Here is a 15,264-nt window from a genome sequence, read left to right as displayed (position 1 = left end):
ATTTTGTAACAAATTCTATTGTAAAACGTCTTTTTTATGTAACCAACTAATTATATAAATGAGTTTTTTTAGAGTTTTATTTGCTATTATTTTTCCACCACTTTCTGTTTTAGATAAAGGTTGTGGTTCTTTCTTTATTATTTTTTTATTAACGCTTTGTGGCTGGATTCCTGGTGTAATTGGGGCTTTAGTAATTTTAAATAATCCTAATAGTTAAGATTATTTCTTAATAAAGTTTTCTTCTTTTGTTGTAAGCAAAATTTCTATTTCCTTGTCTTTATTTAAAGGGATGTAATCATAAAGTGGTAAATCTAAATTTATTCCTTGTAACTTTTTGTTTTTCTTACCTTTTTCAGTGTTAGTAATTAAAAATTTTTGTGTGCCAAAATACTTATTTCTAATATTATTAATTGTAAAATCCCCATCTAATTCAGATGTAAAATAACTTAAAGAATGTTTCTTTTTAAATTTTTTGAAGAACATTTCAATTTTATGGTGTTTTGTTTCAGAGGTATAAGGAATTTTAGCTTTTCTTGATAAACCTTTTTTTCTATTATTCTTATAAACCATATTTAAAAGTACATATTTTATCCCTTTAGATTTGTTATCAAAAGAAATTACACAGTTTTTATAATTAAAGAGATTATTATCACCTTCAAAATAATCAGCATCAAAATTGATGTCTGTTGTCTGTTTGTTTTTATTAATAGAATTAATAAAAACATCTTTTGTTCCATTGACTAGGAGAACTAAATTAAAATTTAAATTAGAGAATTTAATTAATGGAATACTTTGCATAAAACCTCCATTTCTTTCATCATTTTCAATTGAAGCTATTTTAGAAAAATCTACCTTTTCTAAAGATAATTTATTCTGTTTTTTTATATCGTTCTTAAAGTCCAGAAAATTATGTTTTGTCCACCATTTATATTGAGCTTGAAATAATCTCACCAATGTATCATTTACTTCAAAATTTTCTTTATAAGTTACTGTATTTGTTAACTGACCCGTATAATAATATTTCTTATAATTTTCTAAAATCTCTTTTAGCTTTTCCTTTAAATCATAATTGTACATTACTATTTCATCTAAAGTGTTCAATTTCGATTGAATATAAAGAGTATCTCTATTAAGTATTTTTTTTGCCGTATAAGAGCTGTTTTTGTAGTTTATATGACTAATAAAAATAGAATCTTTTTGTAGGTTTACTTTTACTTTTCCATCTGAATTACTAATATTTCCAGTAGAAGAATTAGAATAAGTAATATGCACTAAATCAATAGGTTTTTTGGATAGTGAATCAAGAATTGTAATTGTTTTATATTGACTATAGCTTGTTAAAGAAATGAAAAGGAGTAAAAAGGTAAAAAATTTCATGTCTGTTTTTTTTGATATAAACTATCAAATACAATACCAAGTTTATGAAACCTGTTCTCCATTCTTAATAGCTTTAGAAGCTTGAAGTAAAACTACATTTCCATTAGTATTATAAACGCCAATTACTAAGATTTCACTCATAAAATTTGCAATTTGTCTTGGTTTAAAATTAACAATTGCAGAAACTTGTTTATTAAGTAATTCTTCTTTTGTGTATAAATCTGTTATTTGTGCACTTGATTTTTTAATACCTAAATCTCCAAAATCTACGGTAAGTTGATAAGCGGGTTTTCTAGCTTTCGGAAAATCATTGACCTCAATAATAGTTCCTATTCTAATATCAACCTTTAAAAAATCTTCGAATGTAATTTCTTTTTTCATTTTCTTTTTTTAATCATTATCACAAAATATGGCTAAGTTTTTTTTAAAATAGATAGTTTGTTTTATAATTATTCGCAATAACTAATTAGTACTATTTTTTCTTTTTGCCTAATTTTTGAATTACCCATAAAGGACCAATCAACAAAAATTCTAGATCTTTTAAAAATGATGGTTTTGCACCTTCAACTTTATGACCATAGAACTGACCAATCCAAGCTAAAACAAAAATGATAATAGACGCATAAAATAAATGAAAGTTATTACCAAGCCAAAAGTTACCAATAATACAAAGTAAAATAACAAACAACATTTCTAAGAAATACCAAAACCCTAGTTTTAAATAAAAAACAGAAATTACGATTCCAATAATGGCAGCCCAGTTTTCTAATAACGGATTATATAAGCCCAATGTGTTTTCTAAAAAAGTTGTTGGTATATTCATTAGTAGGCCAATAATGCTGAAGAAAATTAAGGGTACACAGATATAATGGATGGCTTTATTTGTTTCATTTTGATGGCTTACAGCATATTCATCAAAATATTCTTGAGCTGTTTTCATGACTTTAATTTTAGAATTTAAAGATATGAGTATTTTTTTAATACTAAAACAGACAATGTTTGTTATTTCCAATTTTCTCGAATCATTAATTGCTCTATGTGAGCAAAATGATGATTGCAATGCCATGCATAAATACCAATATTTTCTTTTAAAGTAACTTGTGCTTTGCTCTCTGGATGAATAAAGTAGTGTTCTAAATCTTCATTTTTTAATCCTTTTAAAAGATATACCCATTTGGCATGTAATGCTTTTAAACCATCAATAGACAAAGAAATTGGTGCTTCTTTAGTGTCAAACAAATCTGCCCATTTTTCTTCATAATAGGCTTTTATAATTGGTTTGTCTTCAGTTAAAGTCCATTTAAAACGGATGTAAGAGTTCATGTGACTATCATAACAATGGTGTACAACTTGCCTTATAGACCAACCATCTTTTCTGTATGGAGTGTCTAATTGGTTATCAGATAAATCTCTTGTTAAGAATTCCAATTCTTGCGGAAATTTTTCCAATATAGAAATCCATTCTTCAATGTTTTTTTGGGTGATTTTTTCAGGGATATTTGCTTGACCAATTGGGTATTTTAATTCTTCTATTGTCATAATTTTTATTTGGAAGTAAGTTTTTTATAAGCTTTTTTTGCACTCGAGTTTTCAGGGTTTATGCTTATTGCTTTCTTGTAATAGGTTATTGCTGCTGCTGTATCTTTTTTTGATAAAAACGCATCACCCATACTATCATAAACATTTGAGCTATTAGGATATAAAGCTATGTTTATTTTAAAAATTTCTATAGCAGCATCAATCTCTTTATTTCTAATGTAATTATAGCCTAATCTATTAATTCTTCTTTCTTTTATTTCTGGATTTAAAGAATCTTTTTCTTGAATTTTTTTAAAGGCAATTAACGCATTGTTATACTCCTTGTCTTTAAAATATTCACTGGCAGTTTTCTCTCCTTTAGTAAGTTTTTTAAAATGATAAATAACTCCATCATGTTCTGTTTTAGGAGCTAATTCTATATGCATTTCTGGTTTGCTTACAAACAACATTTTTTCATTTAACTCCTTCATGTAAAAAGAACTGTCATTTACTTTTAACAACGCTATATTATCATTGCCACGCCATTTTGCGTGTAAAACTTGCTCTTTAAAATAGATCTCTAAAACTTCATTGGCATTAAATAAATATCGTCCAGAAGTTGCATTTATAAATTCTTCAGAATTTTTTTGCGAAGTACAACCTGCAAAAATTAAGATGATTAAAATTGAGAATAAATAGTTTTTCATGTTTAGTAAGTTAAAAAATTTGTAACTTTTAGACGACTAATTTATAGTTTTTGTTACAGTTTTTAACATCTAATTAAATTAGTTACTATAATTTTTAAAAGAGTTTAGTTTAAAAAAGTTTTTGTGTTTTGCATAAGAATTAGAGTTTAAGAAAAATATAATCAGTTTAAATTTTTGTTTCTTTTTTTCGAACAAAAAAAGAGGTTTGTTGTATTAAAGTTGTTAAAAATGATAGCAAACTCATTTTATAAAAAATATAATATCCTTCTTGTTAAATAGACATCGTATTTTAAAACAATTTAAAATACTGTTTGTTAAATGTTTAGGTGTTTTTTTAATAGTTAGGTATCATTTATTATAACGTTTAAACACCAATAAAACCTAAATAATTCTTATTTTTGGTAGCTGATACCTAATAATATCAATAAATATCAAGAAAAATGGCAAAAACATTATTTGACAAAGTATGGGATTCGCACGTGGTACGTAGTGTAAAAGACGGGCCAGATGTGTTTTTTATAGACCGTCATTTTATCCACGAAGTTACAAGTCCTGTAGCTTTCTTAGGATTAGAAAGTAGAGGAAACAGTGTTGTATATCCTGAGCGTACATTTGCTACGGCAGATCATAATACACCAACTATAAATCAACATTTACCAGTAGCAGATGCATTGTCTGCAAATCAATTAGATGCTTTAGAAAGAAATTCTGCTAAACATGGAATTTCTCACTGGGGTTTAGGTGATAAAAATAACGGAATTGTACACGTTGTTGGTCCAGAAAATGGAATTACATTACCTGGAGCAACTATTGTTTGTGGAGATTCTCATACATCAACTCATGGTGCTTTTGGTGCAATTGCCTTTGGTATTGGTACATCAGAAGTAGAAATGGTATTGTCTACACAATGTATTATGCAACCAAAACCTAAAAAAATGCGTATTAACGTAAATGGAAAATTAGGTTTGGGAGTTACTCCAAAAGATGTTGCTTTGTATATTATTTCTAAGCAAACAACTTCAGGGGCAACAGGTTATTTTGTAGAATATGCAGGTGACGTTTTTGAAGATATGACTATGGAAGGGCGAATGACAGTTTGTAATTTGTCTATAGAAATGGGTGCAAGAGGAGGTATGATTGCTCCAGATGCTAAAACATTTGAATATATTAAAGGTCGTTCTCAAACACCTAAAGGAGCAGATTGGGATAAAGCCATGAAATATTGGGAAACTTTATCTACTGATGAAGGAGCTGAGTTTGATGTTGAGTTTAATTACGAAGCTTCAGATATTGAACCAATGATTACTTATGGAACAAATCCAGGAATGGGAATTGGTGTTACTAAATCGATTCCAAATGCTGAAAATGTAGAAGGCGGAGTAGAAACCTATAAAAAATCATTAGGATATATGTCTTTTAATGAAGGCGATTCTATGATTGGTAAAGAAATAGATTTTGTTTTCTTAGGTTCTTGTACAAATGGTAGAATTGAAGATTTTAGAGCTTTTTGTTCTATTGTTGAAGGGCGTAAAAAAGCAGACAATGTAACTGCTTGGTTAGTGCCAGGATCTCATAAAGTAGTAGATCAAATTAATGCAGAAGGGTTAGATAAAATAATAACAGATGCTGGTTTTGTTTTAAGAGAACCAGGTTGTTCTGCTTGTTTGGCAATGAATGATGATAAAATTCCTTCTGGAAAATTATCAGTTTCAACATCTAATAGAAACTTTGAAGGGAGACAAGGACCAGGATCAAGAACATTATTAGCAAGTCCTTTAGTAGCTGCAGCTTCTGCAGTTCAAGGAGTTGTTACTGATCCAAGAACATTATTAAAATAATAGCTTAAAGCTTTTTATGCTACAAGCTTAAAAACAATTATACGCCTAAAGCTATAGCTTAGGCATAAAGCAATAAACAATGGCTTACGATAAATTTAATGTATTAACAAGTACTGCATATCCATTACCAATAGAAAATGTAGATACAGATCAAATTATACCTGCTCGTTTTTTAAAAGCAACTAAGCGTGTAGATTTTGATAAAAACTTTTTTCGTGATTGGAGATACAATCAAGACGGAACACCAAAAGCAGATTTTCCTTTAAACAAAGAAATTTATGCAGGTTCTAAAATATTAGTAGGAGGTAGAAATTTTGGTTCAGGTTCTTCAAGAGAACATGCAGCTTGGTCTGTGTATGATTTTGGATTACGTTGCGTAATTTCTTCTGCTTTTGCAGATATTTTTAAAGGAAATTGTTTAAATGTTGGGGTGTTGCCTGTGCAAGTTTCTCCAGATTTTGCAGACACTTTATTTGCAGCAATTTTGGCTGATCCAAAAACAGAAATCAAAGTTGATTTACCAAATCAAACTGTTACTTTAGTTGCAACTGGTGAGTCTGAATCTTTTGAAATCAATAGCTATAAAAAAGACAATATGTTAAATGGTTTTGATGATATTGATTACTTAAAAAACATTGAAAACGAAATTTCTGCATTTGCTGAAACTAGACCTTTTTAAACTTTTTTCATTAAGAACGAGAAAAAAAGAAGTGAACAATCTCTTAAGTTAGATAAATGGCAAGTAGAAAGATTGAAATAATGGATACGACATTACGTGATGGAGAACAAACATCAGGAGTGTCGTTTTCAGTTTCTGAAAAACTAACAATAGCAAAATTACTTTTAGAAGAATTAAAGGTTGATCGCTTAGAAATTGCATCTGCAAGAGTTTCTAAAGGAGAATTAGAAGCTGTCCAAAAAATTACTAATTGGGCTTCAGAAAATAATCTATTAGAAAAAATTGAGGTATTAACTTTTGTTGATGGAGGAAAATCTATTGATTGGATGTTGTCATCTGGAGCAAAAGTTCAGAATTTATTAACCAAAGGTTCTTTAAATCATCTAACTCATCAACTTAAAAAAACACCTGCTGAACATTTTTCAGATATTAAAGCTAACATTGAATTAGCCGCCAAAAATAATATCAAAACCAATGTATATTTAGAAGATTGGTCTAATGGAATGCGAAACTCTAAAGAGTATGTTTTTGAATATCTAGATTTTTTAACTACTCAAAATATTGAACGTATTTTATTACCAGACACTTTAGGTGTTTTAACACCAATAGAAACTTATAATTTTATTGAAGAAGTTCATCAAAAATATCCAAATACACATATAGATTTTCACGGTCATAATGATTATGACCTAGGTGTTGCCAACGTTATGGAAGCTATAAAAGCAGGTGTAAACGGCTTACATTTAACTATAAATGGAATGGGAGAACGTGCTGGAAATGCACCAATGGCAAGTGTAATTGCTGTTATAAATGATTTTTTAAAAGAGATTGAAATTTCTGTAAATGAAACTGCATTAAATAAAGTAAGTAAGTTGGTAGAAACTTTTTCAGGCTTTAGAATTCCTGTAAATAAGCCAGTTGTTGGTGCAAATGTTTTTACACAAACTGCAGGAATTCATGCGGATGGAGACAATAAAAATAATCTTTATTTTAATGATTTGATGCCTGAGCGTTTTGGTAGAAAACGTAAATATGCACTAGGAAAAACATCTGGAAAGGCTAATATTCAAAAGAATTTACAAGATTTAGGTTTAAGTTTAAATGATGAAGAACTTAAAAAAGTTACTCAAAGAATTATTGAATTAGGTGATAAAAAAGAAGTCGTTTCTCAAGAAGATTTACCTTACATAATTTCTGATGTTTTAGATTCTGACACCATTGAAAAATGTGTTGTTGTAGAAAACTATGTTTTGGGTCATGCAAAAGGAATGAAACCATCAACAACTTTGCAATTAAAAGTTGAAGGAATTCAATATGAAGCGCATGCACAAGGAGATGGACAGTTTGATGCTTTTATGAATGCATTAAAAAAGTTATATAAAATACACAGTAAAAAAGAGTTACCAAAGTTAATTGATTATGCTGTAAGAATTCCTCCAGGAAGTAATTCTGATGCATTATGTGAAACAATTATTACTTGGGAATTAGTTGAAAAAGAGTTTATTACACGTGGTTTAGATTCAGATCAAACAGTATCTGCAATTAAAGCTACAGAAAAAATGCTCAATATTATTTGATTCAATAGGCAATATTCAGTTGCAATTTTCAATTAGAAATTTTGCGATGAAGAGTTTGTGGGTTCAAATGATTTTTGATTTTTTTTAGAAAACTGAATTGAGAATATATTAAAATTATAAAAATAAAATAACTATTTGTCATTCCGAATAATATATGACTAAAGGAATCTCTTTTATTAAACAAACAGATTGCTTTGTAAACTTATAATGACGAATTAAAATAACAATCAATGAAATTAAATATAGCATTATTAGCAGGAGATGGTATTGGTCCAGAAGTTATAGACCAAGCAGTAAAAGTATCTGATGCAATTGCAAAAAAGTTCAATCACGAAATTAATTGGAGACCTGCTTTAACAGGAGCAGCAGCAATTGATGCTGTTGGAGAACCTTATCCAGATGAAACACACGAAATTTGTGCTTCTTCGGATGCAGTTTTGTTTGGAGCAATTGGGCATCCACGTTTTGATAATGATCCTTCTGCAAAAGTTCGTCCAGAGCAAGGTTTATTAAAAATGCGTAAAAAATTAGGCTTGTTTGCAAATGTAAGGCCAACATTTACATTCCCTTCTTTATTAGATAAATCACCTTTAAAAAGAGAACGTATAGAAGGAACAGATTTGGTTTTTTTACGTGAATTAACTGGAGGAATTTATTTTGGAGAAAAAGGTAGAAGAGATGAAGGTGAAACAGCATTTGATAATTGTGTATACACAAGAGCTGAAGTGCAGAGACTAGCAAAAAAAGGTTTTGAATTGGCAATGACACGCGGTAAGAAATTATGTTGTGTTGATAAAGCAAACGTGTTAGAAACATCACGTTTATGGAGAGAAACTGTACAAGCTATGGAAAAAGATTATCCAGAAGTTGAGGTTGCTTATGAATTTGTAGATGCAGTTGCTATGCGATTGGTTCAATGGCCGAATAGTTATGATGTGTTAATTACTGAAAACTTATTTGGAGATATTTTAACGGATGAAGCTTCTGTAATTTCTGGTTCTATGGGATTAATGCCAAGTGCATCTTTAGGGTCTAATATTGGCTTATTTGAGCCAATACACGGTTCTTATCCTCAAGCAACAGGATTAAATATTGCTAACCCAATGGCAACAGTTTTATCTGCTGCGATGATGTTTGAAAACTTTGGTTTACAAGCAGAAGGAAAAGCAATTAGAGATGCTGTAAACAATGCTTTAAATAAAGGAATTGTAACTGAAGATTTAGCTGATGGTGGTAAATCTTACGGAACAAAAGAAGTTGGTGATTGGTTGGCTGAAAATATCTAATAACTAGATTTTACTTTAAATATATTTAAAAAAAACGCTCTATTTTGAGCGTTTTTTTGTGTAAAATTTTATTTAGAAATTATGGTTTTAGTTTGTCTTTAAGAGCAAGTTCAATTTGATTCATTAAGTCTTCAGGGTCAAATGGTTTAAATATAAAACCATTCATTCCGCTTTCTTCCATTTTGTCTTTTACATCTACAAATACTGAAGCTGACAATGCAAGTATTGGTATATATTTATTAAATTTTCTAATCTCTTTTGAAGCTGTATAGCCATCCATTATAGGCATTTGAATATCCATTAAAAGAATGTCAAAATGTTTTTCTTTGACCATGTCTATTGCTTCAAGCCCGTTATTAGCAACTTCAACTTTAAAATTTACTTTTTCTAAAATTTGTTTACCAACCATAACATTTATTTGGTTGTCTTCAATTAATAAAACACTTTTCCCTTTAAAATTAAACTCTTTTTTTTGATTTGTTTTGAGTAATTCTTTATTTGATGATAGCTTTAGGGTTAATTGAAAGTAAAAACGACATCCTTTACCAATTTCACTATCAATTTTAATATTAGATCCCATTGCTTTTACAATGTTTTTTACAATCGGTAAACCTAAACCTGTACCACCATATAATCTATTTGTTTCGCTAGAAGCTTGTGTAAATGCTTCCCATATTATTTCTTGTTTTTCAATAGGAATTCCTACTCCTGTATCTATAACTTCTGTTAATAAATCAACAGTTTCTGTGGTTTGATTTACTTTTTTAACCCGTAATGTTACGCTTCCTTTTTTTGTGAATTTTATAGAATTTGAGATCAAATTATTAATCACTTGATTAAAACGTACAATATCTAACCAAACAATAGGTATATCATTATCAATTTCTAAATTCATTTTGATGTCTTTACTTAAACAAGATGCTTCATGAATTTTTTCTATTTGTTTGATTGCAACAGGTAAATTTGTAGGAATTGAATCTAGATCAATATTTGTAGATTGCATTTTACTGAAATCTAGTACATTATTTAATAAGTTTAATAAAATTTTTCCAGAATAACTTAATGCTTGTATATTTTCAATTTGATCTTGCCTTGGATTGTTGTCTCTTAAAATATGAGACAGTCCAATAACGGCATTTAAAGGAGTTCTAATTTCATGACTAACTGTACTTAAAAAATTAGACTTTGCATTGGATGCTTCAATTGCTTTTTTCTTTGTTGCATGTGCAAATGAATTTATTATTGCGTTAGTATAGGAGTAAAAAATTAACTTAAATACAACTAAAAGAAGAGTTATAGTAATTGAAATATGATATATAATATTTCTAGTTTTGGTTGGAGAAATTAGCTTTATGTCAAGATTAAATTGAAAATTTGTGAGATAGAGTAATAACCAACAAAGAAAAGAAAAAGCACAAAAGAATATTATATATGGTTTCTCTCTTATGTAAGAATAAAATGAAAAAGGAAGTCCAACAGCAAATATTAAAAAAAATTCAATACTTGCAGGTTTCCCTATGTAAAAAGATAAAAAAGTAAATAGTAAATTAAAAAAAATAATTAATATGATTCTGCTTGTTTTTGGGAATCCTTTTTTTGTAAGAATGCTGGATATTAAAAATATTATAGAGAATAAAAGTAAAAACTTATTTAATATTGAACTTCCTATAGCAGTTGCAATAATAAAACTCAAAAAAGTACCAATAAAACATATAATAGAAGTAGAATAAATCATTTTTTTTCTTCTCCTTGAAAATTTTTTAATTTTATTTTGTTTTATTTTTTCCAAATTATTTTTTTGTAAATTTTTTAATTTGATCTAATAAGTCTTCTGGTGTAAAAGGTTTACTTATGAAACCATCCATTCCACATTCTTTAATTTGATCTTTTATTTCCATAAAAACATTAGCAGAAAGTGCTAAAATAGGAATTAAAGTATTTATTTTTCTTATTTCTTTTGAAGCAGTATATCCATCCATAACTGGCATTTGAATATCCATTAAAATAATATCAAAATTTTGTTCTTTTACTTTATTTAAGGCAGTTAAGCCATCGTTTGCTGTTTCAACTATTAGGTTTTCTTTTTCTAGAATTTGTTTACCAACCATTATATTTATAAGATTGTCATCAACCAATAAAACTTTTTTATTTTTTAAATTACTCTCTTCTTTGTCTTTATTAATAGTTATTTTTTGTTTAGCTATTTTTAATTTTAAATTAAATTGAAAATTACTTCCTTTACCTATTGTACTCGTAACTTTAATTTTAGAATTCATAGCTTCTAAAATACTTTTTACTATAGGTAGTCCTAATCCAGTTCCTCCATAAATTCTATTAGTTTTAGTTGAAGCTTGGGTAAAAGCATTCCAAATTAAAGATTGTTTATTTTTTGGTATTCCTATACCTGTATCTTTTACTTCAATATGTAAAGTAATTTCATCTTCTATTTGTTTTACTTTTTTAATTATTAAGGTTACATAACCAATGTTTGTAAATTTAATTGCATTAGAAATTAAATTGTTTAGTACTTGATTAAACCTAACAACATCAAGCCAAACCCAAGGTAAATCTTCTTCGATTTCTAAATTTAATTTAATATTTTTTCTATTAGAAGAAACTTCATAAACTTTTTTTAACTGCTTTATATCTGTAGAAATATTTGTAGGAATATTATCTAATTCAATTACAGTAGACTGCATTTTACTAAAGTCTAAGACGTTATTTAATAAACTTAGTAAAGTTTTACTTGAGTAATTTAAAGCTTCTATATTTTCAATTTGATCTTTTCTAGGTTTATTGCCTCTTAAAATGTGTGAAAGTCCGATAATAGCATTTAGTGGTGTTCGAATTTCATGACTCATTATGCTCAAAAAATTTGATTTAGCTATTGATGCTTCTAGTGCTTCCTGCTTTTTTTTATAAATTTTTGAATAATATTTTACTCCAAGTTTAGAAAAATAGTTAAGTTGTATGATAACCATTACAAAACAAGTTATTATAGAAATTGGGTAAATATAAGTTGAGGCAATTATTGGATCTATAGGGGTGTCAGTAAATAATTTAAAATTTGTTATAGCTAGTATAATCCATAGTGCACCAGAAAGATTAGAAAATAAATAGACATACAATTTTTCTGTTCGAAATGAAAACATCGAAAACGGAATTGCTAAAGAATAAATAAACATAAACTCGACACTACCAGCCCTTCCAGCAAATGAAGCGGTAGCTGTAATACCAATATTTAAAAGAATAAAAAAGATTATTCTTGCGTGTAGTATATTTCCATTTTTAGATAAATATGCACAATAAAAGTAAATTAATATAGTTGATAAGTGATAATAAGCAAATGCATCTAAACCTAAAATAAAACCAATCACCGAGCACATCAATGCTAAACCACCTGTAGATAAGCTGATAGTGAAAATTAATTTTTTAAGTCTTTCAGAAGTAGTTACTGTTTTTGCTTCAGACATTGTTTATTTCAATTTCATAAATCTTTTTCAAAAAAAATAAATATCTGGAAGTAGATTTTTATTTTTCAAAATAAAGTAAATCTATTATTGCAATTATTAATTGGAATAATAATCTACAAATAAAAGCATTTTTTTTATAATACTTAAATACCCTTTTAAGCTAAAGGGTATTTAAGTATGTTTAGTAAAGTGTTATGATACTGCCATTAATTCAACATCAAAAATAAGAGTGGCATCTGGTGGTATTACTCCTCCAGCTCCAGCAGAACCGTAGGCTAAATCAGAAGGTATTACAAAACGTGCTTTATCTCCAACTTTTAATAATTGAATTCCTTCATCCCAACCTGCAATTACTTGACCAACACCTACATTAAAATCAATTGGTTGCTTTCTTTTGTATGATGAATCAAAAACAGTTCCGTCTAATAATTGTCCTTTATAATGTACAGAAACACCAGCACCTTTTGTTGCTTGTTTTCCTGTTCCTTTTTGTAATATTTGATAACGTAAACCGCTTGCAGTTTCATCATAACCAGCAGCAACAGAATCTAATAATTCTTTTTGTTTTGCTTTTACTTCAGCTTCTCTTTTTTCTCTTGCCCCTTCAAAAGTTCTAAAAGCTTCAACTGCGTTAAAAGCTTCTGCATCTGCACCAACTCTAATAATTTTTACTGATGTCAATTCATCTCCTTGTGCAATTGCATCAACAATATCTTGTCCCTCTACAACTGACCCAAAAACTGTATGTTTACCATCTAACCAAGGTGTTGGAACATGTGTAATGTAAAATTGACTTCCGTTTGTTGCTGGTCCAGAATTAGCCATTGCTAATTTACCTGGTGCGTCATGTTTTAAATCTGGATGAAATTCATCATCAAATTTATAACCAGGATTCCCTGTTCCTGTTCCTAGTGGACAACCACCTTGAATCATAAAATCTGGTATTACTCTGTGAAACTTTAAACCATCATAATATGGAGTTCCTTGATTTTTCGCAGAGTTTTCTAAATTACCTTCTGCCAAAGCTACAAAGTTTCCAACAGTTCCAGGCGTTTTTTCTTGTTCTAATTGTACTAAAATATCACCTTTTGATGTAGTGAATTTTGCGTAGATTCCGTTATTCATTTTAATCGTTTTTTTATTTTTTTCTCGAGCGCAGTCGAGATATTTTAAAAATTTAATAGTTTTCGACTGCGCTCGAACTGACATTTATTTAGTTTCTGAAAACAAGTTCAGAACAAATTATTTTTTTGCATTTAAAATGGATAAACCATAAGATAAACCTATGTTTATGTTTGTTGAATTTACATTACCAAATGGAGACCACATTTGTCCTCCAGCTAGGTTGAAAGATAAATCGTTACTAACATGATAATTAATTCCCACAGTTGGTCTAACCAAAATACCTTCACCAGAATCTACTCTTCCACCACCTGCAACGCCTGCACTTGTTTCTAAAAATGCAGAAAATTTATCATTAAAAAACTTATTACTTTTTAATCCTAATCCAAAAATTCCATGAGCATACCCTCCAGATTCGCCTTCGTAAGCAAATGAGGCTTCACCAGCTAAATAAAAACGGTGGTTTAAATCATATTGAACTTTTAATCCTATTAATTGTAAATTGCTATATGGAATTCCGAATTTTGCCACATCAAAATAAGTTTGATTTTGCACCCCTAATTGAATTCCTTGTGTTTTAATTTCTGTAATTTCTTCCTTAGAAAAAGGGTCTTTTATTCCACCACTCAAACCATAATATTTTAAGCTAAAACCAGCTGTATAAGCTTCAAAAGTACCACCAACCGATCTATGATATCCGCCATGTGCACTTACACCAAAATTGTCTGTAACTTTTACATCAAAACCAGCATTAGGATAAATTGTTAAACCATTTTCAGGATAAATTCTTCCACCAGCAGCTCCAATCCCCATTTTAGCAAAGAAATTTACATATCTAGTTTCTACAAAGTTTTTTCCAATTCCAAAAAACAAATCCATAAAACCAGCTGTTAATCCGGCATACATGGCATCTACATGTGCGTAAACAAAAGTATCTTCCGTTAAATAACGTTGATATTCAAAACCTAGAATAGAAAGTGTATTTGTTAAAGGGTAATATTGTGGAGTTGTACTTGCATCTGATCTTGAATCTCCAATAGGAAAGAAATAATCAAAAGTTATTTGTTGAACACTTTTTACAGCAGGTTTTTTCCAAAACTCATCTTTTGATTTATTATTTACTGTAAATGCTTTTTGTGCGTTTGCATACGAACTGGTTCTTAATAAAGTTGGTATTTCAATAAAGAAAGAAACATTGTCATTTTTTTGAATTCCAGTAAAAAAGTTTACATACCCATATTGAACTCCAAAAGAATAGCCATTTTTTTTGTATTGTAAACCTGCATTAGGATATAAAATCCCACCACCATTTACAAGTGAACGATATCCGCCTCCACCACCAAAGTGAACATTAGCATCGAAATATAAATTTTTATAAATAGGCAGATTTACCCCTAAATTCACCCCTAAAGTAAATAAACCACCTTGATCTCCAGTAATTGCAGTATGAAAACCAGCACCTGTATACAACCAGTCTGTTAAAGGAATATTATAGTTTAAACCAACAAATCCCATTGTTGGCTGCAAATTATAGCTTACCAATTCGTCAGGTTGATGAACTAAAATGTAATTTAACCTGATGTTATTATGTAGCTCTTTGGGTTTTAAATCGGATAAATTATAGGTTTGGGAATATGCTTGAAAATAACTAATTATTGTAAAGGTTAAAAGAAGTACTTTTTTCACG

The 15,264-nt window shown here is 28.9% G+C and carries 14 protein-coding genes; 5 read left to right on the top strand and 9 right to left on the bottom strand.

The features are described from left to right. Window positions 1-58: 58 nt before the first annotated feature. Window positions 59-217, top strand: a complete 159-nt coding sequence (locus tag Q0733_RS01610; RefSeq protein ID WP_298778124.1) for a YqaE/Pmp3 family membrane protein — start codon at window positions 59-61, stop codon at window positions 215-217. Window positions 218-219: 2 nt separating this feature from the next. Here the strand turns inward: Q0733_RS01610 and Q0733_RS01605 are convergent, their stop codons facing one another. From Q0733_RS01605 to Q0733_RS01585, 5 genes are all read right to left on the bottom strand, one after another. Continuing rightward, the gene (locus tag Q0733_RS01605; protein WP_298778122.1) at window positions 220-1,377 is read right to left on the bottom strand and encodes a hypothetical protein; all 1,158 of its coding nucleotides are present in this window, start codon (window positions 1,375-1,377) and stop codon (window positions 220-222) included. A 42-nt stretch (window positions 1,378-1,419) separates the two neighbouring features. Further along, a complete protein-coding gene (locus Q0733_RS01600; protein WP_298778120.1) occupies window positions 1,420-1,758 on the bottom strand; it encodes a tRNA-binding protein in 339 nt (112 codons plus the stop codon). A gap of 91 nt (window positions 1,759-1,849) precedes the next feature. Then, window positions 1,850-2,317, bottom strand: a complete 468-nt coding sequence (locus Q0733_RS01595; RefSeq protein ID WP_298778118.1) for a DUF962 domain-containing protein — start codon at window positions 2,315-2,317, stop codon at window positions 1,850-1,852. 62 nt (window positions 2,318-2,379) lie between these two features. Further along, window positions 2,380-2,916: a YfiT family bacillithiol transferase gene (locus Q0733_RS01590; RefSeq protein ID WP_298778116.1), complete on the bottom strand. Its 537-nt coding sequence runs from the start codon at window positions 2,914-2,916 to the stop codon at window positions 2,380-2,382. A gap of 5 nt (window positions 2,917-2,921) precedes the next feature. After that, window positions 2,922-3,602 (bottom strand): tetratricopeptide repeat protein, encoded by a 681-nt coding sequence (locus tag Q0733_RS01585; protein ID WP_298778114.1) that lies wholly within the window; start codon window positions 3,600-3,602, stop codon window positions 2,922-2,924. A gap of 440 nt (window positions 3,603-4,042) precedes the next feature. Between Q0733_RS01585 and leuC the strand changes: the two genes are divergently transcribed. The 4 genes from leuC (at window position 4,043) to leuB (ending at window position 8,982) form a co-directional block, all read left to right on the top strand. Next, on the top strand, window positions 4,043-5,440 hold the full coding sequence (leuC, locus tag Q0733_RS01580; protein WP_298778112.1) for a 3-isopropylmalate dehydratase large subunit: 1,398 nt from the start codon (window positions 4,043-4,045) through the stop codon (window positions 5,438-5,440). Window positions 5,441-5,519: 79 nt separating this feature from the next. Beyond that, a complete protein-coding gene (gene leuD, locus Q0733_RS01575; protein WP_298778110.1) occupies window positions 5,520-6,119 on the top strand; it encodes a 3-isopropylmalate dehydratase small subunit in 600 nt (199 codons plus the stop codon). Between the two features lie 56 nt (window positions 6,120-6,175). Further along, window positions 6,176-7,696 (top strand): alpha-isopropylmalate synthase regulatory domain-containing protein, encoded by a 1,521-nt coding sequence (locus tag Q0733_RS01570; RefSeq protein WP_298778106.1) that lies wholly within the window; start codon window positions 6,176-6,178, stop codon window positions 7,694-7,696. 230 nt (window positions 7,697-7,926) lie between these two features. After that, on the top strand, window positions 7,927-8,982 hold the full coding sequence (leuB, locus tag Q0733_RS01565; RefSeq protein WP_298778103.1) for a 3-isopropylmalate dehydrogenase: 1,056 nt from the start codon (window positions 7,927-7,929) through the stop codon (window positions 8,980-8,982). A 79-nt stretch (window positions 8,983-9,061) separates the two neighbouring features. Here the strand turns inward: leuB and Q0733_RS01560 are convergent, their stop codons facing one another. The 4 genes from Q0733_RS01560 to Q0733_RS01545 all read right to left on the bottom strand — a co-directional run bounded on the left by Q0733_RS01560 (window position 9,062) and on the right by Q0733_RS01545 (window position 15,263). Further along, complete coding sequence (locus Q0733_RS01560; RefSeq protein ID WP_298778101.1) at window positions 9,062-10,717, bottom strand: response regulator; 1,656 nt, start codon at window positions 10,715-10,717, stop codon at window positions 9,062-9,064. Between the two features lie 55 nt (window positions 10,718-10,772). Next, a complete protein-coding gene (locus Q0733_RS01555; RefSeq protein ID WP_298778099.1) occupies window positions 10,773-12,455 on the bottom strand; it encodes a response regulator in 1,683 nt (560 codons plus the stop codon). A 192-nt stretch (window positions 12,456-12,647) separates the two neighbouring features. Further along, window positions 12,648-13,580, bottom strand: coding sequence for a peptidylprolyl isomerase (locus Q0733_RS01550; RefSeq protein WP_298778096.1), 933 nt, complete (start codon window positions 13,578-13,580; stop codon window positions 12,648-12,650). A 117-nt stretch (window positions 13,581-13,697) separates the two neighbouring features. After that, window positions 13,698-15,263: a hypothetical protein gene (locus tag Q0733_RS01545; protein WP_298778094.1), complete on the bottom strand. Its 1,566-nt coding sequence runs from the start codon at window positions 15,261-15,263 to the stop codon at window positions 13,698-13,700. Between the last annotated feature and the right edge of the window lies 1 nt (window position 15,264).

This window comes from uncultured Polaribacter sp. (genome assembly GCF_947500975.1).
Lineage (GTDB): Bacteria > Bacteroidota > Bacteroidia > Flavobacteriales > Flavobacteriaceae > Polaribacter.
The sequence above is the reverse complement of the archived record's forward strand: the minus strand, read 5'-3'. Positions and strand labels throughout refer to the sequence as shown.